General features: G+C 44.6%; 13 protein-coding genes and 2 pseudogenes. 8 read left to right on the top strand and 7 right to left on the bottom strand.

The features are described 5' to 3' along the window. Positions 1-170: 170 nt before the first annotated feature. Both MC7420_RS33140 and MC7420_RS33135 read left to right on the top strand, forming a co-directional pair. Positions 171-2,858 (top strand): AAA-like domain-containing protein, encoded by a 2,688-nt coding sequence (locus tag MC7420_RS33140; protein ID WP_006106189.1) that lies wholly within the window; start codon positions 171-173, stop codon positions 2,856-2,858. Positions 2,859-3,103: 245 nt separating this feature from the next. Then, positions 3,104-3,994, top strand: a pseudogene (locus MC7420_RS33135) (transketolase); the annotation flags it as partial. Between the two features lie 37 nt (positions 3,995-4,031). Here MC7420_RS33135 and MC7420_RS33130 read toward each other — a convergent pair. The 7 genes from MC7420_RS33130 to MC7420_RS33100 form a co-directional block, all read right to left on the bottom strand. Beyond that, entirely contained in the window at positions 4,032-4,901 is an 870-nt protein-coding gene (locus MC7420_RS33130) for a GIY-YIG nuclease family protein (protein WP_044211106.1), read from the bottom strand. Positions 4,902-5,276: 375 nt separating this feature from the next. Beyond that, positions 5,277-5,795, bottom strand: coding sequence for a helix-turn-helix domain-containing protein (locus MC7420_RS33125; protein ID WP_006106167.1), 519 nt, complete (start codon positions 5,793-5,795; stop codon positions 5,277-5,279). Beyond that, complete coding sequence (locus MC7420_RS33120; protein WP_044211104.1) at positions 5,792-6,238, bottom strand: DUF6932 family protein; 447 nt, start codon at positions 6,236-6,238, stop codon at positions 5,792-5,794. The genes MC7420_RS33125 and MC7420_RS33120 overlap by 4 nt, the downstream gene beginning before the upstream one ends. Positions 6,239-6,316: 78 nt before the next feature. Next, positions 6,317-6,832 (bottom strand): helix-turn-helix transcriptional regulator, encoded by a 516-nt coding sequence (locus MC7420_RS33115; protein ID WP_006106203.1) that lies wholly within the window; start codon positions 6,830-6,832, stop codon positions 6,317-6,319. Continuing rightward, a complete protein-coding gene (locus MC7420_RS33110) occupies positions 6,832-7,137 on the bottom strand; it encodes a DUF6932 family protein (RefSeq protein WP_044211125.1) in 306 nt (101 codons plus the stop codon). Before MC7420_RS33110 ends, MC7420_RS33115 begins: the two co-directional genes overlap by 1 nt. Before the next feature lie 148 nt (positions 7,138-7,285). Then, positions 7,286-10,021: a GAF domain-containing protein gene (locus tag MC7420_RS35975; protein ID WP_157453433.1), complete on the bottom strand. Its 2,736-nt coding sequence runs from the start codon at positions 10,019-10,021 to the stop codon at positions 7,286-7,288. Positions 10,022-10,780: 759 nt separating this feature from the next. After that, positions 10,781-11,653 (bottom strand): S-methyl-5'-thioadenosine phosphorylase, encoded by an 873-nt coding sequence (locus MC7420_RS33100; protein WP_006106169.1) that lies wholly within the window; start codon positions 11,651-11,653, stop codon positions 10,781-10,783. Between the two features lie 155 nt (positions 11,654-11,808). Here MC7420_RS33100 and MC7420_RS33095 point away from each other — a divergent pair, with 155 nt between their 5' ends. The 6 genes and pseudogenes from MC7420_RS33095 to leuS all read left to right on the top strand — a co-directional run bounded on the left by MC7420_RS33095 (position 11,809) and on the right by leuS (position 21,507). Further along, entirely contained in the window at positions 11,809-13,137 is a 1,329-nt protein-coding gene (locus MC7420_RS33095; protein ID WP_006106194.1) for a WD40 repeat domain-containing protein, read from the top strand. 327 nt (positions 13,138-13,464) lie between these two features. Further along, positions 13,465-14,406 carry an Rpn family recombination-promoting nuclease/putative transposase gene (locus MC7420_RS33090; protein ID WP_006106215.1) on the top strand — a complete coding sequence of 314 codons (942 nt, stop codon included), beginning with the start codon at positions 13,465-13,467 and terminating at the stop codon, positions 14,404-14,406. Between the two features lie 141 nt (positions 14,407-14,547). Continuing rightward, positions 14,548-16,416, top strand: a complete 1,869-nt coding sequence (locus tag MC7420_RS33085; protein ID WP_006106218.1) for a WD40 repeat domain-containing serine/threonine-protein kinase — start codon at positions 14,548-14,550, stop codon at positions 16,414-16,416. A 104-nt stretch (positions 16,417-16,520) separates the two neighbouring features. Beyond that, the gene (locus MC7420_RS33080) at positions 16,521-17,942 is read left to right on the top strand and encodes a DnaJ domain-containing protein (protein ID WP_006106195.1); all 1,422 of its coding nucleotides are present in this window, start codon (positions 16,521-16,523) and stop codon (positions 17,940-17,942) included. A gap of 506 nt (positions 17,943-18,448) precedes the next feature. After that, positions 18,449-18,775: pseudogene (locus MC7420_RS43660) on the top strand (alcohol dehydrogenase catalytic domain-containing protein); the annotation flags it as partial. 164 nt (positions 18,776-18,939) lie between these two features. After that, positions 18,940-21,507, top strand: a complete 2,568-nt coding sequence (gene leuS / locus MC7420_RS33070) for a leucine--tRNA ligase (RefSeq protein ID WP_006106179.1) — start codon at positions 18,940-18,942, stop codon at positions 21,505-21,507. The last annotated feature ends 767 nt before the right edge of the window (positions 21,508-22,274 follow it).

The raw sequence follows: 22,274 nt of genomic DNA, 5'->3' as shown, positions 1-22,274 counted from the left end.
ATCTGGAGAGGGCTGAAATTCCCTCACTACGAACCAATGATAATCCACCAACTAAGGTGTGCCACGCCACTACGGTAGCTCAAATGTTTCGGTGATTGCCTAATGCTTATTGCCGTGCTATTCAACTTAAATGTCTCGCCTTATCCCCATAGCCAAAAACCTAATAAATTATGCACGATTACCCCTATCAAATCGGTGGTAGTCTTCCCGAAGATGCCCCCACTTACATTATCCGACAAGCGGACACGGAACTCTATGAAGGGCTTAAAAGCGGAGAATTTTGTTATGTCCTTAATTCCCGACAAATGGGTAAATCTAGTTTACTGGTTCGCACGATGCAAAAGCTTTCTGCCGAAGGATTTGCCTGTGCTGCGATTGATTTATCTGATATTGGTAGTCAATCTCTGGAACAGTGGTATGGTGGTGTAGCCTATCAGTTATTGAATAGCTTTAATCTATTCAATCCTCTGGAATTTATGGACTGGTGGCAAGAGCGAGATTGGATGTCTCCAGTACAGCGATTGAGTGAACTTGTTTCCACGGTACTGCTGAAAGAGTTATCTCAACCTATTGTTATTTTTATCGATGAAATTGATAGCATTCTCAGCTTAAACGAATCTGCCGATGACTTTTTTGCCTTGATTCGCGCCTGCTATAATAAACGCGCCCAAAATAGTGAATATAAGCGGCTTACATTTGCCTTAGTCGGAGTCGCTACGCCATCAGATTTAATTAGTGACCCCACCCGCACCCCCTTTAATATTGGTCGGGCGATAGAATTGCAGGGGTTTCAATTCCAAGATTGCCAACCGTTGCTTCAGGGATTAGCGGGAAATGTTAATCATTCTGAAACTGTCTTGCAAGAGATTTTAGACTGGACAAGTGGACAACCTTTTCTCACCCAAAAACTTTGTAAGGTAGTGGTGCAACATTCAAGCCTAGTCGGGGTGCATTACTCGACTATTAATGATTCAAGCGCAAATTTAAATTCACCCTTAATTGGGCAAATTGTCCTATCCCAACTCCTGAAAAACTGGGAATCTCAAGATGAACCTGCTCATATCCGGACTATCCGCGATCGCATTCTCAAAAATGAGCAATTAGCGGGTCGATTATTGGGACTTTATCAGCGAATTTTACACCAAGGAGAATTGATTGCTGATGATAGCCCGGAACAAGCTCAATTATGCTTGAGTGGATTAGTAGTTCGTCAAGGGGGAAAACTACGAGTAAAAAACCGAATTTATCAGTCTATTTTTACACCCAATTGGGTAGAAAATTCCCTAGCTGAATTACGCCCCTACAGTGAAGCGTTAACCGCTTGGTTTGCCTCAGATTGTCAAGATGAATCCCGATTATTGCGCGGACAAGCTTTACAGGATGCTCAAGATTGGGCGACAGGAAAAAGTTTAAGCGATCGCGATTATCATTTCCTGGCTGCGTCTCAAGAAGCAACCCTGGCACAGTTGCGGCAAATCGAAAGCCAAAATCAAGCGGAAATTCAGCAACTGCGTCGCGAAAAAGAATTACTGGAAGAATTGACGAAAGAACAACAGCAGCGAAAATTAATCCAAGCGAAATTAAATCGGGAACAGCAGTTGAGATTTCAATATCTCACGGGGGCGGCGGCGGTGATTATAACCCTATTGATGGGTGTATTTTGGGTTAAACCATCGATTGAAGAACGGAATATTAAAATCAATACCCTGAGTTTATTATCCGAATCCCTTTTAGCCACCAATCAAACGCGAGATGCACTCATCGAAAGTATTCGCGCCACCAAAGAACTTAAACAGTCCCTTGGCGTGACGGCGGATACCAAAATGCGGGTGATTATGGCATTCAATCAAGCGATTTCAAGTTTCAGTCAGCCGAATACCTTACCCGGACATTCTTCCCCAGTGACTCAGTTTCAGTTTAGTCCGGATAGTCAGATGTTGGCTGTTGCCTATAAGGATGGTACGGTAAAGCTGTGGCATCATCGGAGTGATCCCGATAAATCTAACCGAGTTTATATTTTACAGGAAGCAGGCGATCGCATCATTAATCTCAGCTTTAGTTCTGATAGCCAAACCCTCGCCAGTGCTAGCGCTGATGGTATAATTCAAGTTTGGGATCAAAAGGGTCAACGACAGGGAACTGTAAACGTTGATGCTGATAAGATAACCAGCATCAGTTTTAATCCCAACCGTCAACAAATTGCCATTAGTACCGATCAGGAGATTCAACTGTGGCAATATCTGGAGGATAAATTATCGCAAACGTTAACTCGTCCCCATGTTTCCCATGTCCGTTTTTCCGCCAACGGTGATAAACTAGCAGCGGTGGATCAAGAGGGCGCGATCGCACTGTGGCGGTGTCGAGATGGTACGTTACTCCACACCTTTAATACAACCAACGATGCTATTATCGATATCCAATTTAGTCCCAATAGTCAACTCATTGCCTCTAGCAGTACAGAGGGTACAGTAAGACTCTGGCGTAAAAATGGCACATTGTTGAATATCTTACAACATACCAAACCAGTCACCAGCTTTAGCTTTAGTGCGGATAACCAAATGCTAGCCACAACAAGTACCGATAACCGCGTCAGACTCTGGCATCAAAATGGTACATTACTCAAAGCCTTACCGAGTCATAAAAATCCAGTCGCCAAGGTTAGCTTTTCCCTGGATGGTGAACAATTAGCATTAGCGAATCCGGATGGAACAGTTAGCTTGTGGAATTTAAATCTGAATCACCTGTTACAGCAAGGATGCATTAGCTTAACCAGAAGCGACAATCGTGTTCACACCAAGACTGATTCTGATGCATTCCACCTTTGTCAAAGGTACACTCCTGTCAATATAGATAGATAAACCTTAACCTGTAGGGTGGGTTAGGCGGTGTTCAATTTAGAAAACAAATCATTTAATGATCACTCCGCCGTAACCCACCACCTTATCCTTTATTCAGGGTTAACAAAAAATAAGGGGGAGTCAACAAAATTAATTGATTTCCCCTTAACGATAATGAGGTTAAAAGGGAGCATCCCAATTTGGCACGTTGGCTCTTTAAATGGGGCTGAAACCCTTGCAATTGCGTTACTTCAGGTGAAGCACTGTCCATCCATAACCAACCTGTGGTAATTATCGCCCGTACCGTGAAAGGAAAGGGTGCCTCTGTGGTAGAAAATCAGAGTGGCTGGCATGGTAAGAATTTGGACGAGGAGAAGGCAAAAGCAGCAATTGAAGAATTAGGCGGTCAACGCAATATTCAGATTTCCGTCCAGAAACCGGAGGACGCGGGAGAACCCGCTACAATTGGCGAGACGCAACCGTTAGAACTTCCCAGCTACGATGAAGGCGAGAAAGTTGCCACCCGTACAGCCTACGGTAAGGCATTAGCCGCCATCGGCGCATCGCGATCAGATGTGGTTGCGCTTGACGGGGAAGTCAGTAATTCCACCCGCGCCAAATTCTTTGCCAAAACCCATAGCGATCGCTTTTTTGAAATGTTCATTGCTGAACAGCAGATGGTGGGTGCAGCGATGGGATTGCAAGCACGGCATTATAAGCCGTTTGTCTCTAGCTTTGGTGCATTCCTGAGTCGCGCTTATGACTTCGTGCGAATGGCAGCTATTTCTCGTGCCAATATCAAGTTATCGGGGTCTCACGCCGGAATCTCCATTGGTCAAGATGGACCCTCGCAAATGGCATTAGAAGACTTGGCATCTATGCGAGCTGTTTGGAGTAGTACAGTGCTGTATCCCTGTGATGGTAACCAAACCGCTCAACTGGTGAGTCAAATGGTTGACCGGGATGGGATTGTGTACCTGCGGACAACGCGAATGAAAACGCCTGTTATCTATGAAAAAGAGGAAGAATTTCCCATTGGTGGAAGTAAAGTTATCCGCAGTAGCGATCGCGACCAAGTGACGGTGATTGGTGCCGGGGTAACGTTGCACGAAGCGCTGAAGGCGTATGATCGGCTCAAACAAGAGGGTGTCTTTATCTATGATCAAGTCTCAAAACAAGCCACCGAGATAAATTTCACCAAATTATATGCTTGTTTAAATAGAAATCAGCGGGCAAAGGTTGTAAATTTTTACAGACCTTTAAAAGGTAAGATTGCGCTGCATTGTCCCCGTTAACTATTATTTTTTCTAAGGCAGGCATTAATAAATTAGAATTGACGAGTTTCTTAAGGACAACGCCAGCGATCTGGCAATCCACTAAGTTTGGATAAACCTCTTTGAATACTTGATCTGCCCAATTATCATTAAATAATTCGACAAATACAAAAATTGTTTGTCTCGCATCGAAAAAATAACAAGTTGGTACAGACTTAGGGTCTGTCTCTATGTAAAAGCGCTTTTTAGCTCGATGTAATGAACTTTTTAACAAAATATTTCCCATATTCTGTCTGCACACTACTAGAATGGAAGGCTGGCGTTCTTCATATACACCTGCAACAAAACCTCGAAACAAGTCCCAAGCGTCTCTAGGGATTGTCTTTCCCTCGCTGCACGTAGACATCACTGAAGGAAAGAGAGGCTGACTTGTGAGTTTGAGTAAGCGTCGCAATTCCGAAAACCGAGGACTTGTTTTGGGGAGATATTCCTTGACTTTGCTATCATTCAGTAGAGGTTTAAGCTGCTCGATATACTCTCGCTCTAACTTATCCAGTTCAGAAACGGAAGTCAGAATATATCTAAGAATGATTTTATCTAATCCTTTCCTGGCAAATTGCTTGTATCGGTGATGAGTTTTTCCTGCCCAGCGATCGCGCAGGCTTTTAGCTTGACCAATATAAAGTAATTGTTCGCGTTCATCAAGGACAAAATAAATGCCTGCTTGATCGGGAAGCTGATGACGTTGGCGTAAAGTAAACTGTCCGAAAAAAATAGGAAAATTTTTCATTTTTATATATAATAGATTTATGGCAAAAATTCTATGGCAGTATCCTCTCGCGTAGTTACAGTACAAATGTTCTAAAGCACTCCTGATAAGCTGTTCGGCATTTAAACCTTAATATCAATAATGGCGAAATCCTTGTAGTGCGTTTAGCGAAGCCATGCCGCAGGCTTTAGCGAAGCCATGCCGTAGGCTTTGCATCTTGCTCGCTACCCATTCCCAATTTAAATGCATGACAGCTTAAAGCTTCCATTTCTAATGTGTAAATACGCCAGCGCGTAGCGCTATAGTTTAGAAATACTGCAATAATTGGGCAAAGACAAGTTGCTCTACCTATTGTATAATAATAGAGAATTGCTGAATGGGTCAATTCCCCAATATTTATGGTATTTTAGTTACCCTATTCATTGTTTTCTTTCGCCATTTTGCCACAGTTTGTTTAACCGCTTCTATTTCCTCAAAATCCACCTGCATCACAGCCGTCTCAAATTCCACACCCAACGCGGTGCTAACTTCCAGGATTTCTACAAAACTGGCACATTGATAATCGGTGTCTTCATACTGCTTAACTCGTTGCTGATCAATTCCTAACAAATCAGCTAGTTCGCCTTGGCTCATTTTTGCTGCTATCCTAGCTTGAATCAAAGCATCGGGCAGCTTGTTTAAACTCTCAACTTTTATTTGAATCGGCTGGCTCTTGTCGCAATTAATTAGCCTTTCATATTCAGTAATTTCAGCTTGTAAAGCCCTGAGATGCGATTTTTTCACATCACGAGAAAGCTGCCAACCATCAGGATCTTTATTCTTGAGTGCTTCATCTTGATCTAACATCTTGATGGAATATTCAAATTTTTTGGCACATTCTTGGCTGTATTCATACTGCTTTTCATTTTTAATCATGATTCCCACCTCAATAAATCTATGGCAATAATCCCTTTGGAATTGAACTGTCTATCTCGCTGAAAAAATTCTAGAGAAGCTAACCCGTAATCTCCTACGGGTTGATCTGAACGAAAAAGTTCACCTTTATACGTTGATTTCTGGGCGCTACGATCTAAATAATTTAGTAATCTAGGGGCATTTTTGCGGAGATAATCGTAATCCATATCTTCCGGCTCCCAACAGGCATCAAAATCACCCGGGTTTGGTTTACTGGTGACAAAACTACCATCAATATAAATAGTTCGACAACCTGCGGCTTTTAATTGGGTCATTGCCAGTTCCAAACCATCTATCATGTTCTGTCTCTTCAAGGTTGTACTAAATCTCTGCTGAAACTCCTCCCATTCGCAAAAATGAACTCCTGGTGGTAGATTGCCATTCTCATCGAATTCTGGAATCACTTCCTCACACCTGAATCACTTCCTCACACCTGTGTCACCAATCGATTGTCTGGCTATTAAGTGTATCACAATTATTCTTTATGACGTTTTAGTTACCATATTCATATTTTTATTTCGCCATTTTTCTACACTTTGTTTAACCGCTTCTATTTCCGCAAAATCTACCTGCATCACAGCCGTCTCAAATTCCACACCCAACGCGGTGCTAACTTCCAGGATTTCTACAAAACTGGCACATTGATAATCGGTGTCCTCATATTGTTTAACTCGTTGCTGCTCAATTCCCAGCAAATCAGCCAGTTCTTCTTGGCTCATTTTGGCAGCTATTCTGGCTTTGATTAAAGCATCGGGCAGCTTATTCAAACTCTCAACTTTTATTTGAATCGGCTGGCTATTGTCACAATTAATCAGTCTTTCATATTCAGCAATTTCTTCTTTTAACTCGTTAACTTGACTTTGATAGGAGTCTCTATGAAGCTGCCAGCGTACTGGTTCAGCTTTCAAGTTATCATTACTATCCAATTCGGCGACAGACTGTTCAAAGCGCCGCAACCAATCTAAGGATTGCTGATATTGTTGATCATTTTTTATCATTAGGGTGTCCACCTCTGTAACTCTATAGACAGAATTCCTTTGCGCGTATTCGTTCTTGTATCAAATTGAAAAAAATCTAAATAGGCTGCATCAAAATCACCAGGGTTGGGCTTACTGGTGATAAAACTACCATCAATATAAATAGTTCGACAACCTGCGGCTTTTAATTGGGTCATTGCCAGTTCCAGACCATCGATCATACGCTGTCTCCTCAACGTCGTACTAAATCTCTGCTGAAACTCCTCCCATTCGCAAAAATGAACTCCTGGTGGTAGATTGCCGTTCTCATTGAATTCTGGAATCACTTCCTCACATCCACGCCACAAATTGATTGTTTGGCTTTTAAGCCTACCACAATTATCTTTATACCTCAGACAGGCTCTTAAATAGCGATTATCAAATGTTCCTATAAGTCGGCTCGCCATAGTGCCATGGCACATCTCTACCTGAATCCTAAGAACTGGTAACTTGCTGGATAGGAATCTCGATCCAAAATTCAGTCCCTTTACCTGGTGTCGAGGTGCAATGAAGAACACCATGATGATGTTCGACGACAATTTGATAACAAATTGTCAATCCTAAACCCACACCTTGTCCTACTGCTTTGGTAGAAAAGAAGGGATCAAATAGCCGTGCTTTTACCTCATCTGTCATTCCCAGTCCATTATCGGCAATTTGAATCACAATTCGGGGACAATTCATTACAGATTGTTTCCTGTCTTCTGTCTGAATATCTAGCTGAGAGTCTGGCTGGTGAGAGGAATCCGTGGAACATTCCAATACCCCCGTGCGAATGGCAATAATCGGTGCAGGATAATCGGGATTATCTTTAAAAGACTGCTCCAAAACATCGATCGCGTTGTTGAGAATGTTCAGAAACACCTGGTTAAGTTGTCCAGGATAACAGTCTGCCTCAGGCAAGTCGCCATACTCCGTCAGCACTTTAATCTCCGGCTGGTTCCCTTTGGGTTTGAGGCGATGTTGCAACATCAGTAAGGTACTCTCAATTCCCTGATTTAAGTCAGCCTGTTTCATCTCGGCTTCATCCAGGCGGGAGAAGTTGCGTAAGCTGAGGACAATGGAACTAATCCGATCCGTTCCCCGTTGCATAGAACGCAGCAGTTTGGGTAAGTCATCAGCGATAAAGTCCACATCAATGAGTTCCGCTTGCTCCGCAATAGCCGCCGCCGGATTGGGATAATGCTCTTGATAAAGGCGTACCAGATTCAAGAGGTCATAAAAATAGGCACTGGCGTAGGTTAAGTTATTGTGAATAAAATTAACTGGATTATTCAGTTCATGTGCCACACCTGCCACTAATTGTCCTAAACTGGACATTTTTTCACTCTGCACCAGTTTGGCTTGGGTGGCTTGAAGCTGATTTAGGGTTTGTTCAAGTTCTTGGGTTTGGGCTTGGGCAATCTCAGCGCTTTCACGGGCTTGGGTGTAGAGGGAGGCTTGATCGAGGGCGATCGTTAGTTGAGCGACAACCGCTTGCAATAGTTCCACCTCACTATTATCCCAGGGACGTTGTTCTGTCCCGTGAATACAACTAATCGCGCCAATGTCTCCCGCCCGGGTTTTAATCGGTAGGGACAAGATTGAGGTATATCCTTGTTGGGTTAAAAACTGTTTTAGGATCGGGTCATCACAAGTTTCCACATCATCCACCTGAACAATTTCTCGCTTGAGAATCCGCTGGGCAAGGGGGGCAATTTGCTCGGTTGAATGTTGACCGATAGAGCTTGGTAAATCAGGTGTTCTGGCTTCTTTGACTACATCCCAATGGGGGGGTTGTACTTTGAGTCGATACCAGAGAAATTGACAGCGATCGATTTTGAGTAGGGTGCGAATCGATTCTACTGCTGTTTCCAGGATAGTATGAAGTTCTAGGGAGTTGCGAATTTGATTGGCAAGCCCAAAAAGCAGAGATTCGCGACGGCTGAGTAGTTCTGAACGCGCCCAATATTGGTCAATGGCAACGGCAATGGCATTGGCAACCCAGCTAAAGGTACGCCGAGATTCTGAGTTAAGGGATTGATTTCCCAATAGCATCATGCCACTCATCAGCCGATCTTCTACCACCGCCGCCAGTGCAGAAATCCGGCTGTGGCTGGGTGGAGCGGGGGTTGTAGGCATCGCCGGGGGATGGGTTAATCGGGAAAGGCGAGATCCTAAGCCCAAGGGTTTAAATGGGTTTGCCTGTTTTGCCACGGCTAAGGGGTTCATCTTCAAGGCATGAGGTGTGGCTTTGTGGCGTGATTCTGGGGCGGGCTGGGGTTGACTAATCTCCCGCGATACAACGACAATTTCGGTTACTTGATTGGTTTGAGGATGGCATATAGGGTTGATCGTGCTTTCTAGCCACCGATAATCGCCGCTTTGATGACGGATGCGGTAGCGAATCGGCTGCTGGTGTTGGCAATCCGTGGGGTTGGAGTAGATCTGTTTAATCGCGGTGACATCTTGAGGATGCACCAACTCGTCAATGGAATGTCCCACCAACTGATCAGATTCGTATCCTAAGAGGGTACGACAAGCGGGTGAAGCATATAAATAGACCCCATCTGTCCGATGTTGAGAAATCAGATCGGGAGACTTCTCAACCAGTAATTGGTAACGGCTTTCTCCCTGATTCAACTCCTGCATTGCCTGTTGGTGATGCCATTGTTCCAGTCGCAGGGCAATTAAATTCGCGATCGCGCTGGCAAAGGTTTTGTCTTGAGGCGTCCACTCCCTCGGACTAGATACGCTTTGTTCGTAGCTGATCATACCGATCATCTGTTCGTTTTGCCAGATCGGTACATCTAATCGCCCCAGCAATAGGGGACTGGTAAGACAACAACACGTCTTCGGTAATACAGGTGGACTGATATCTTTTCCCTGGTTTTGTCCTGGGGTTTTGTCCCAGCCATGATAGTGTTTACCATTCTCATACCGTTCCACACAATTAAGCTGAGAAGCTGCATCGTTGTACAACCATACGCTGACTCGCTCAACGTCTAAGGCATCGGCGGCGGCTTTTGTCAAGTCGCAAATTACGGTGGTCAAATCTCCGGCGTTGAGTCTCTGAGATTGAGTCAACTCGAATAACACCATCGTTTGGTTTTGCCAACGTTTGGTGTTGTTAATTTGAGCATCGTTTGCCAATTCCTTTGAACCCCTACTCTGCTTTCTAGTTGCAATCACTTAATCTATTTGTATTAGCAGCAGCATCCTGAGTAATAATTTGGTTGATCTGGGCGTTGAGTTCGGTGAGATAGCAACGTTCCCTCAAAAGATTACTCACATATCGCATAGATGTTTTCTCTCTCCTTCTGGGTAGAAGCAGCGACTTTCGAGCGTTAGTCCTCAGCCGCTATTCCATACACCCTGTCTTTGGTTTCTTCCCACGACTCGGTTGAGATTACAGAAATTTACGACTCTCTTAATACATAACCCTAACCTAAAACGCTAGCAACGTCAGCTTTTGTGTAAGTAACTTTTTTATACCTGTCCTATAAATTAATTAAATCTCCCAGGATCGTGAGTGATTTGCTCAAACTGTCCTCTGGGAGATTGCTCTCACTACAGCCAACGTATTACGAAAATTTTATTTTGTATTACAAATAGTGTTGTATGAGATATTTGAATCAGAGAGTCGAGGGACACATAAGCGTCTGAGTTATGAATAGTAGATGCACCCTGTTTACCCAACCTCTGTCAACCATCTCTCAACCAGGGTCGGAACCTGTAGCTAACAGAGGCTTTCTGTAACAACGGCGATTTGAGAAAATCTTTTGATGCCGCTGTAATACAGTTGGGTCATACGAACCATCATACACAGTGGGAAACGTAAATATGGGTATAAGTTTACGTTTGTTAATATTACGTTGTATTACGCAAACTTTCTCAGTCTGGCACAAGTTATTGCAGCTTCTTTTCCGGAAGCGAGTATGACGAATGACATCAAAGGTATTTTTGCAAGAAAATGCTTAACTTCTGCTTCGTCGCCTCTGGCGCTTTGTCGAGTGGGGTCAAAATCGCGTACTTTAACGCTGAGTGCGCCTCGGATGGGGGTGGATTTTGGGCAAGACGCCGCACGGTTTCTTGAATCACCTGTTGAGCATTCGTCGCATTGCGCCGTAAATTGCCAATCACCATTTCTACAGTTACGCTGTCATGATCAGGATGCCAGCAATCATAATCGGTGACTAGGGCTAAGGTGGCGTAGGCGATTTCTGCTTCTCGCGCTAGTTTTGCCTCAGGTAAATTCGTCATTCCAACCACCGTTGCGCCCCAACTCCGGTAGAGATGGGATTCAGCTTGAGTGGAAAAGGCAGGTCCTTCCATACAGATGTATGTGCCACCGCGATGCAGGGTGACATCAGTTAACTGTAAGCTAGCCACCGCATCAGCTAAAACCTCGGCGAGTTGATGACATACGGGTTCAGCAAAGCCAATATGTACCACAATCCCCTCACCGAAAAAGGTAGATACACGATTTTTGGTGCGGTCAATAAATTGATTAGGTATGACCATATCTAAAGGTTTGGCTTCTTCCTGGAGGGAACCCACGGCTGAGGCGGAAATCAGATACTTAACGCCCAACTGTTTCATCGCGTGGATATTGGCGCGGAAGGGTAATTCAGTGGGCATGAGATGATGGTTACGACCATGACGGGCAAGAAAGGCAACGGTCGTTCCTTCTAGAGTACCCACAATTAAATCATCAGACGGCTTGCCAAAGGGGGTATCGAGTTGCACCTCTTGCACATCTTTGAGGGCATCCATTTGGTAAAGTCCGCTACCGCCAATAATACCAATCGTTGCCTGTACCATTCTGCCTACCTTTTGCTGCGACAATGCCCAGATATTGTATCGGGAAATGGGTCGCGATCGCTCTAATTTGAGTTATTCCCTGATTTTGCCAGATGCGGTGAAAATTAGGCTACCCTTTTACCTAATCCCGCCGCCCATTTCCCGTTGCACCCGCTATGAGTAACCGCCACTGGCTAAAGATTACCGAATACCTTTTCCTCGCTGGTTCAGGATTGGGAACGGTTATCGCCGCCGCCACTCAGCAGGCGGTTTACGCCGCCGCACCGATTACGATTACTCTGGGATTAAATCTAGCTAATCGAGGGCGATTTGATCAGAAGACTCATCAACAGACAGAAACCGCGATCGCACAACTCCAGCAACAAGTTACTAACTTAGACTCTCTCCCATCCCAGATTACGGAATTACAGGGTGCGATCGCACAACTCCAGCAACAAGTTACTAACTTAGACTCTCTCCCATCCCAGATTACGGAATTACAGAGTGCGATCGCACAATTCCCAACCCCAGAACCCAATTCTCCCACGATTGAGCCTGCTGTAGAAATTCAACCGCTTTTACCAGACACCATTCCCCGATGGCAATGTGTCAACACTATAACCGGAAATTTAGCGCCAATTACCACGCTTACACTTCATCCAGACGGGCAGATTATCGCCACTAACACGATTAACAATACAATCCAATTGTGGGATATTCAAACTGAACAAAAACACCTCATCCTTAAAGGACATTCCCAGCCAGTTTTATCCATCGCCTTTAATCCTCACGCACAAACCTTAGCCAGTGGTAGTGCGGATCATACGATTAAGCTGTGGGATACTCGCACTGGACAGCAGAAACGTAGTCTAAAGGGCTATTTTTACTATTTTCTCGCCGTCGCCTTTAGTCCTGATGGTTTAACCTTGGCAAGTGGGAGTGCTGACTGTACTGTAAAGCTTTGGGATGCTAATACGTTAGCCCAAAAACGCATTTTTAAAGGACATGGGGACAAAATTCATACAGTAGCCTTTAGTCCCGATGGACAAATCTTGGCGAGTGGGAGTCGGGATGGCATGATTAAACTCTGGGATGTGCGTTCCTCTGTTCGCAACGATACGATCACACTCAACGGACATCAAAGGGGAATTTATGCGGTTATATTTAGCCCCGATGGACAATGGCTGGCGAGTGGAAGTGCAGACTGGACCATTAAAGTATGGGACATGAGAACTGGACAGGAAAGGTATACATTAAAGGGACATACTGATCAGGTGCGCTGTCTTGCCTTTAGTCTGGATAGTAAAATCTTAGTTAGTGGAAGTTGTGACCAAACCCTGAAACTCTGGAATCTGGAGGATGGGGAGTTAATTGACACTTTATCTGACCATGCAGGGGCGGTGACATCCGTGGTTTTCAGTCCCGATGGGCAGCGATTGATTAGTGGGAGTAGCGATAAGACCATCAAAATATGGCGTAGGCAACAGGAGTGCGATCGCGCCTGAACTCCAGTCCAGTGAACCTCGCGCCGCGATTAAGATTCTATCTGTCAATAACTTGAGAACATAATACAATATTTTATAGTCCCCTCTTATCTATAAGCTGTTCGGCATTTAAACCTTAATGTCAAAAACGGCAAAACCCTTGTAATGCGTTTAGCGAAGCCATGCCGCAGGCTTTAGCGAAGCCATGCCGCAGGCTTTGCATCTTGCTCGCTACCCATTCCAAATTTAAATGTGTGACAGCTTAGCCAACCTCGATAATTGGTGAAGTATTTGCTTCGTTGTTCCCCAGTATAAACTATAGTTTAGCAACTAAATTAGGATCGATATATGACTTTTATCAACCCAAAAACAGACTTTGCTTTCAAGAAAATATTCGGATCTGCCGATAGTAAAGATATCCTAATAAGTTTTTTAAATGCGCTTCTCTATGAAGGTAATCCAACCATAGAAGACTTGGAAATTATTGATCCATATTTGCAGCCGACTATTCCTGCTCTCAAAGATACGTTTCTGGACGTTAAGGCAAAAATCACCGGAAATAAAATTGTCATCATTGAAATGCAAGTCTTAAATGTTGTCGCTTTTGATAAAAGGGTTGTCTTCAATGCGGCTAAAACATTTGCGACTCAACTTAAATCGGGAGAAGGATACTCTAGACTAAATTCTGTCATTGCCTTAACAATTACAGACTTTCAAATGTTTCCTCAGCGAAATAAAGTTATTTCTCGATTTACTTTTGCCGATATGCAGGATTTATTTATATATCCTGAACGTTCCCTAGAATTGGTTTTTGTAGAATTACCGAATTTTCAAAAAGAGTTAAACGAATTAAATACATTAACCGACAAATGGATTTATTTCATGAAACAAACGAGCAATCTAGACAGTGTACCGGAAAAAATGGATGAAGTGGTGGCTATTCAAAAAGCGTTTAGAATTGCCAATCAAGCGAACTTAACCCTGGCAGAATTAGAAACGATAGAGAAGCAACAGATGTTTCTAGAAGACCAACAAGGTGCTATTTTGAAAGGCATTGAACAGGGTTTAGAACAGGGTTTAGAGCAAGGTTTAGAACAAGGCAAACAAGAAGGAGAAATTGGATTAATCGTGCGTTTATTAGAACGTCGTATCGGAGCGATCGCGCCAGAACTGCAAACCCGCCTCCGTCAATTATCCTCTGGGGAACTAGAAGCCTTAGCCGATGCTGTCCTAACCTTCACTGATGTTAGCAATTTAACCGCTTGGTTACAAGATAATACCCAGAGTTAAACTGAGAGTAATAAGGGACGCGATCGCTGTCTCTGTCGCCAGTGCGTGGAAGGTTTACTATAGATACATACAGTACACTCGTGCATTCCTACGGCTTGGATGCAAATGACACATGACATAAACAAATGACATAAACAAATTATGAGCTACTGTCTCAACCCTAAATGCCTACAGCCTCAGAACCCCGATGGTAATCAATTTTGCCAAACTTGTGGGTCAAATTTACTATTGAGAGAGCGTTATCGGGGGCTGCGATTGATTGGACAGGGGGGATTTGGTAGAACGTTTTTAGCGGTGGATGAGGATAAACCATCTAAGCCGCATTGTGTGATCAAACAATTTTATCCTCAAGCTCAAGGAACCGATACTGTCCAGAAAGCGGCGGAACTGTTTGAGCAAGAAGCGGTGCGTCTTGATGATTTGGGTTACCATCCCCAAATTCCAGAACTATTTGCCCATTTTAATCGGCATAATCGCCAGTATTTGGTACAAGAATATATTCCGGGATATGATTTAGCTCAAATGTTGATCGATCAAGGTGCTTTCACTGAACAGCAAATTCGAGACTTACTCAATAGTTTGCTGCTATTGCTCGATTTTATTCACAGTCATAATGTTATTCATCGGGATATTAAGCCAGCCAATGTGATTTGTCGTTCTTGCTCCAATTTCCAGGGAGCAAGAAAAGGACAACTGGTACTTGTGGATTTTGGTGCGGCTAAATTTGCCACGATTACTGCTCTCACTCGCAAAGGAACAATTATTGGTTCTGCTGGCTATGCGGCACCAGAACAGGCGTTAGGTCAAGCGTTTTTTGCGAGTGATTTGTATAGTCTGGGTGTTACTTGTATTCATCTGTTGACTCGACGCCATCCCTTAGAACTTTATTGTGTGAATGAGGGAGATTGGGTGTGGCGAGATTATTTAACTACATCCCTGAGTCCGGAATTAGGGCAAGTTCTGGATAAATTGTTGCAACGTCCTGTTCGGCGGCGCTATCAAAAAGCGCGAGATGTTTTACAGGACTTGAATCCTGATTCATTGACGACACGTCACCGCTATTTTGCTCAAGTTCAAAGGTTAACTATACCGACAATTCATCAACTTATTCCTCAGAAAAAAACATGGAAATGCATTTATACGCTAATCGGTCATTCAAGTTCGGTTTGTTCAGTGGCAATTAGTCCCGATGAACAATGTCTGGCGAGTGGAAGTTTTGATAAAACGGTTAAATTGTGGAATATTCAGACAGGGGAATTGTTGCATACGTTGATCAAACATATAAAACCTGTGTTGTCGGTGGCGTTTAGTCCTAACGGTCAAATTTTGGCGAGTGGTAGTGTGGATGACACGATCGAATTATGGCAGTGGCAATCCGGTTTTGTAAGCTGTACGATCGCGGATTATTTCGATGCCAGAGTGTCGATTTGTTTGGCAATAAGTCCTGATGGGCAATTTTTGGCTAGTGGTTGCGATCGCCAAATTATTAAAGTCTGGGAAATTGAGACTGGCACTTTACTCCACACCTTCTACCATTTACGCGGGATTAATTCAGTTACCTTTAGCCCCGATGGGCAATTTTTGGTTAGTGGGAGTAGTGATAACACGGTGCAGTTATGGTGTCTGGATAATGGTGAATTAGTAAATACTTTTACAGGTCATGAACGGGATGTCAATTCTGTGGCGATTGACCCCCAGGGGAAAATACTCGCTAGTGGTAGTAGCGATACGACGATTAAATTATGGCATTTAGGCAATGGTAAACTCTTGGCTACTCTCAGAGGACATGCAGATTGGGTGCGAACGGTAAAATTTAGTCATAATGGACGAATGTTGGTTAGTGGTAGCGCTGATACCACAATTAAGGTGTGGGATTTGCATGGTGGTAAGGTGGCGGCGACGTTAGCGGGACATACCAGGGATGTGAATTCGATTGCATTGAGTCAAGATGGACAAATGATTATTAGTGGGAGTGGCGATGGCACAATTAAGATTTGGCGGTATCAATAAGATTGTCATTTGTCATTCGTCATGGGTTAAGAAACGGGAAAAATAAAATTTATAATTTATGATTTATGATTTATAATTTATAATTCAGATAATTCATAATTGTTATGGATCAGCTTAATCAGTATTATATAATTTTGGGACTGCAACCGGGTGCATCTTTAGCAGAAATTAAACAAGCCTATCGGGAATTAGCTAGACATTGGCATCCGGATCGTTTTCCTGATGATCCACAACGACAAGCTAAAGGACAAGAGAAACTTAAAAAAATAAATGAGGCTTACCAAAATCTGAAGTCATACACTCCGGTGTTACCTCAACCAGAAGTTGACCAGGATGTGGATGCGACAACCTATTACCAGTGGGGAATGGAACTGGCAAAGGATTGTCAATATCAGCAAGCAATCGACTATTTTAGTAAAGCGATCTGGCTGGATTTTGACTTGGTTAAAGCCTATAAATATCGCGGACTGGCGTATTCTCAACTGGGCGAATACCGATATGCGATCGCGGATTTTAATCAAGCCGCTAGTCTGTATTGGCAATACCAAGATTTGCGAGACTATCAAGATGTCCTTTTCTGCATTAGTAAGCTACAAAATGTAGTCTTGCAGCCACTCCAGCAGAACTGGCGCTGTGTTCATACTCTTAAAGGTCATACTTACTTTGTTTACGCCGTTGCGATTAGTCCAGATCGAGAAACAGTGGTTAGTGGTAGTACAGATGGAACCATTAAATTATGGGATGTACAAACGGGAAAGGAACAGCGCACCCTCAAAGGACATGCAGGGAGGTTTGGCTATGTTCAATCCATTGCGATTAGTCCTGATGGGAAAATGTTGGTGAGTGGGGGGAATGATAAAACGATTAAACTTTGGCAACTTAGTACCGGGAAGGAACGGCGAACTTTAACCGGACATTCAGGTTTATTTGCTGGAATTAAGTCGGTGACAATTAGTCCCGATGGTAAGTTAATTGCCAGTGGTAGCGATGATAAAACGATTAAACTTTGGTCTCTGGCTAAAGGGCGAGAACTACGCACGTTTAAGGGTCATACTGCTGGAGTCAATGGGGTGGCAATTAGTCCAGATGGCAAGATTATCGCCAGTGGTAGCACCGATAAAACGATTAAATTATGGCAGGTGGGAAAGGCGCGGGAACTCCATACGCTTATCGGTCATCATGATACTGTAAATGGGGTAGCATTTAGTTCCGATGGGCAGATTATAGCCAGTGGGAGTGCCGATGGAACGATTAAACTCTGGCAACTCAGTAGTGGACGGATACTGCGAACCTTAAAAGGGCATCATGATACTGTAAATGGGGTAGCATTTAGTCCCGATGGGCAGATTCTTGCTAGTGGTAGCGCCGATAAAACGATTAAATTGTGGCAGGTTAGAAAAGGACGGAAACTTCGCACCCTCAAAGGTCATGCGGCGGCTGTACATGCCGTGGCAATCAGTTTAGATGGGCAAATTCTTGTCAGTGGGAGTGCGGATAAAACGATTAAGATGTGGCGATGTGATTGAATTATGACGTTGTGAATTCCCTCCCCTTGATAAGGGGAGGGTTAGGGAGGGGTTTGTCTCAAGGTATTGCTTTCTGGTATAATCTGTCATGCTGAGCGAAGCGAAGCATCTAAAGGCGGATTTTGTTGGTCAATTATCGGTCAATTATCGGGTTGAATAAGGGCGGGTTTTGTTGTTAAGTTATCAGCTCTTAATTAGCGTTAGTCCCTAAACCCGCCCCTACAATGCCTAAACCCGTCCCTATAATTAATATGTACCATGGCACGTCCCTACCTACCTACTTATGACTTCTTTTGATCACTAACTGGAGTTACTGGATCAACAAGCTAGGTGGATGATAATAATCCTGATTTTTAAAGCATTGCAATTATGGGCAATCGTCAGAACATTATTATGAAGGGTCAAAACTCTCCCCCCATATATCCTCCCTGCGAGGGTGCAATCCTAGGGGAGGTGAACATAAAATTAAGCCAAGCAAATCCGACGATTCAGAGAGGATAAAGGTTATGGCAAAGACGATGAAAGCCGCTGTGGTGCATAAATTTGGCGAACCCCTATCAATTGAAGAGGTTCCGATTCCAGAACCCCAAGCTGGACAAGTTCTCATCCGTACTGCTACCTGTGGTGTCTGCCATACTGACTTACATGCAGCGGATGGGGATTGGCCCGTAAAGCCTACCTTGCCTTTTATTCCTGGACATGAGGGCGCGGGTTATGTCGCCGCTGTGGGTGATGGCGTAACGTTATATAAAGAAGGCGATCGCGTCGGTGTTCCTTGGCTGCATAGTGCCTGTGGTCATTGTGAATATTGCTTCACGGGTTGGGAAACCTTGATTTCAATCGCCTCTTCTTGCTATCGCTGTCACGCTGTCACGCTAGTAGTCAACCCAAGATGGTAAGGGGCTAAAGCCCTTACTACATACAAATTCCTCATCTCCCCTGATGATGTGCCAAAATTGTTAGAACGGATGAGTTCAACCCTGTAGGAGATTCTTTTGTGGAGTCGCGTTATAACCCCGTCGAGATAGAGGAAAAGTGGCAAACCAGTTGGTCACACCAAAACCTAGACCAAACCCAGGACAAGGCAGATAAGCCCAAATTCTATGCCCTGTCCATGTTTCCCTATCCATCGGGCAACCTGCACATGGGTCACGTCCGTAACTATACGATTACCGATGTCATTGCCCGCAAAAGCCGGATGCAGGGCTATCGTGTCCTGCATCCGATGGGGTGGGATGCCTTTGGGCTACCTGCGGAAAATGCGGCGATTCAACGCGGTGTCCATCCCGCTAAGTGGACGTATCAAAATATTACTCAGATGCAGTCTGAGTTAAAGCGTCTGGGATTGTCCTACGATTGGAACCGGGAATTGGCGACCTGTGCGCCGGACTACTATAAGTGGACGCAGTGGATTTTTTTGCAGTTTCTTCACGCCGGCTTAGCTTATCAGAAAGAAGCCGCTGTCAACTGGGACCCGATTGACCAAACCGTACTCGCCAATGAACAGGTGGATAGCGAGGGGCGTTCCTGGCGTTCTGGTGCGAAAGTGGAACGGAAACTCTTACGCCAGTGGTTCCTGAAAATTACCGATTATGCCGAACAATTACTCAACGATTTAGATAAGCTAGACGGATGGCCCGAACGGGTGAAGTTGATGCAAGCCAACTGGATTGGCAAATCCGTCGGTGCTTATTTAGAGTTTCCGATTATCGGGTTAGAGGAAAAAATCGGTGTGTTTACCACTCGCCCCGATACGGTTTATGGCGTCACCTATGTGGTGTTAGCGCCGGAACATCCCTTAACCCCAAAAGTGACGACTCCTGACCGCAAAACTGAGGTTGACGCCTTTATTCAGGAGGTGACTCAGGAAAGCGAATTGGAACGCACGGCTGAGGATAAGCCGAAACGGGGGATTCCCACCGGGGGTAAGGCGATTAACCCGTTTACTGGGGAAGAAATTCCCATCTGGATTGCCGATTACGTCCTCTATGAATATGGCACAGGGGCGGTGATGGGAGTTCCCGCCCATGATGCGCGAGATTTCCAATTTGCCAAGGAACAGCAGTTACCCATCAAGACGGTGATTGTACCTGCAGATGCGGCTGACCCGAAAGCTGAACCGAAACAGGCGTATACTGAACCCGGTGTGGTGGTGAATTCTGACTTGTTTAATGGGATGGAATCTATTTCCGCCAAAGCAGAGATTGTCAACTACGCCGAACGTAAAGGATGGGGGAAAGCCCGGATACAGTATCGCCTGCGGGATTGGTTAATTTCTCGCCAACGCTATTGGGGCGCACCGATTCCGGTAATTTACTGTCCTGATTGTGGCATTGTCCCGGTTCCGGAGCAAGATCTGCCTGTAGCATTACCGGAAAATGTAGCCATGAGTGGGGGGCGTGTCGCTTCGTTATCCCAGGTGGAGGGATGGGTAGATGTGCCTTGTCCCACCTGTGGTACAGCCGCGAAACGGGAAACGGATACGATGGATACATTTATTGATTCGTCCTGGTATTTCCTGCGTTATCCGGATGCGAATAATGACCAGCAGGTGTTTGACTCCAGTAAAACCAATGACTGGATGCCCGTAGACCAGTACGTGGGTGGCATCGAACACGCGATTTTGCACCTATTGTACTCCCGTTTCTTCACTAAAGTTTTGCGCGATCGCGGTTTACTTAATTTTGATGAACCGTTCCAGCGTCTGTTGACTCAGGGGATGGTGCAGGGGTTAACCTATATGAACCCCAAAACTGGGAAATGGGTTCCCTCGGTGGACGTCAACCCCAGTGACCCCAAAGACCCAGAAACTGGGGAAACGCTGGAGGTTTCCTACAAAACCATGTCCAAATCTAAATATAACGGGGTTGCACCCGAAGCGGTAATTAACAAATATGGTGCCGATACCGCCCGTATGTTTATCCTGTTTAAAGCCCCCCCCGAAAAAGACTTGGAATGGGATGATGCGGATGTGGAAGGGCAGTTCCGTTTCCTGAACCGGGTTTGGCGTTTGGTGGAGGAGTTTGCGGCAAAAGTAACCAACCGTTCCACCACCATTCCCCCGGAGTTAAGTAAACCGGAAAAAGACCTGCGGCGGGCAGTTCACACGGCGATTAAAGAAGTCACTGATGATTTAGATGGGGAGTATCAATTTAATACAGCGGTTTCCGAGTTAATGAAACTCAGCAACGCCCTCGGTGATGCTAAGTGCAAAGACTCCCCCGTTTACGCCGAAGGAATCGAGACTCTGATTCTGTTATTAGCCCCCTTTGCCCCCCATATTGCTGAAGAGTTATGGCATGGAATTGGTCACACGGACTCGGTTCACCTACAACCCTGGTGTACTTTTGAACCAGAGGCATTAGTGGCTGATGAGATTACGTTGGTCATTCAAATCATGGGTAAAACCCGTGGCACCATTCAGGTTCCTGCTGATTCCGATAAATCAGCGTTGGAACAGTACGCTAGGGAGTCAGAGGTTGCCCAGCGTTATATCACGGGTAAGACGGTGAAAAAGGTGATTGTTGTACCAGGAAAGCTGGTCAATTTTGTGGTGACAGGTTGATATCAAGGTAGGGAGATAGAATCATGTAGAGACGTGCCATGGCGCGTCTTTATGTAGGGGCGGGTTTACGCGCCAAACTTTCCCCAAAATATAGCGTGGGTTATAAAAACAATTGTAGGGGCGACCCGCCGTACCCAATTAACACCACCTAACCTTTAATTTGATCGGGTCGCCCTGTATCAGGTATCGTCAATTAAAGGTAAAAATGGTGCAACCCGCCCCAACCCTTAATTTGATCGGGTTGCCCCCACCCGGTATCAGTAATGCTCCAACACCGCATTTAGACAGGGGCGAGTCGATATAGGTTAATTCTCGCACCGAACATTGATGCAGCGACTCGCCCCTACAGCTTATTGGTGGTGATTATGGGATGGATTTGGATATTGCTAGACATGGGTTTATCCTCGATTTAGCCAAGTCCCGGCGTCCATGCAATACGTCCTTTGTCCCTCTCCTGATACCCTGAGCGAGGGTAGTATTCTCCGCACAGTTTATAGAAAAATCATCCAACCTTGACATAAAAAATATTTGTAAAGAATTAGATTGACTTCTCCAAAATTTGCTGATTTAATATCCATGGAGTTACGATAGAGATAGACAGTTAGAGAGAGCGGTAAACATCCAGGCTAAATAGACCGCAAGGAATAGATTTAGTTAGGATAAACCTTACTGTTCTTCCTATAGACCCATGACTAGAGTCAAGAGCCTGAGGTACAAATAAAACGCTACGAGTTTTTAGTAGAACCACAATCACCTTAGACTGTTGA

Origin of the sequence: Coleofasciculus chthonoplastes PCC 7420 (assembly GCF_000155555.1) — a bacterium.
Lineage (GTDB): Bacteria > Cyanobacteriota > Cyanobacteriia > Cyanobacteriales > Coleofasciculaceae > Coleofasciculus > Coleofasciculus chthonoplastes_A.
The sequence above is the reverse complement of the archived record's forward strand: the minus strand, read 5'-3'. Positions and strand labels throughout refer to the sequence as shown.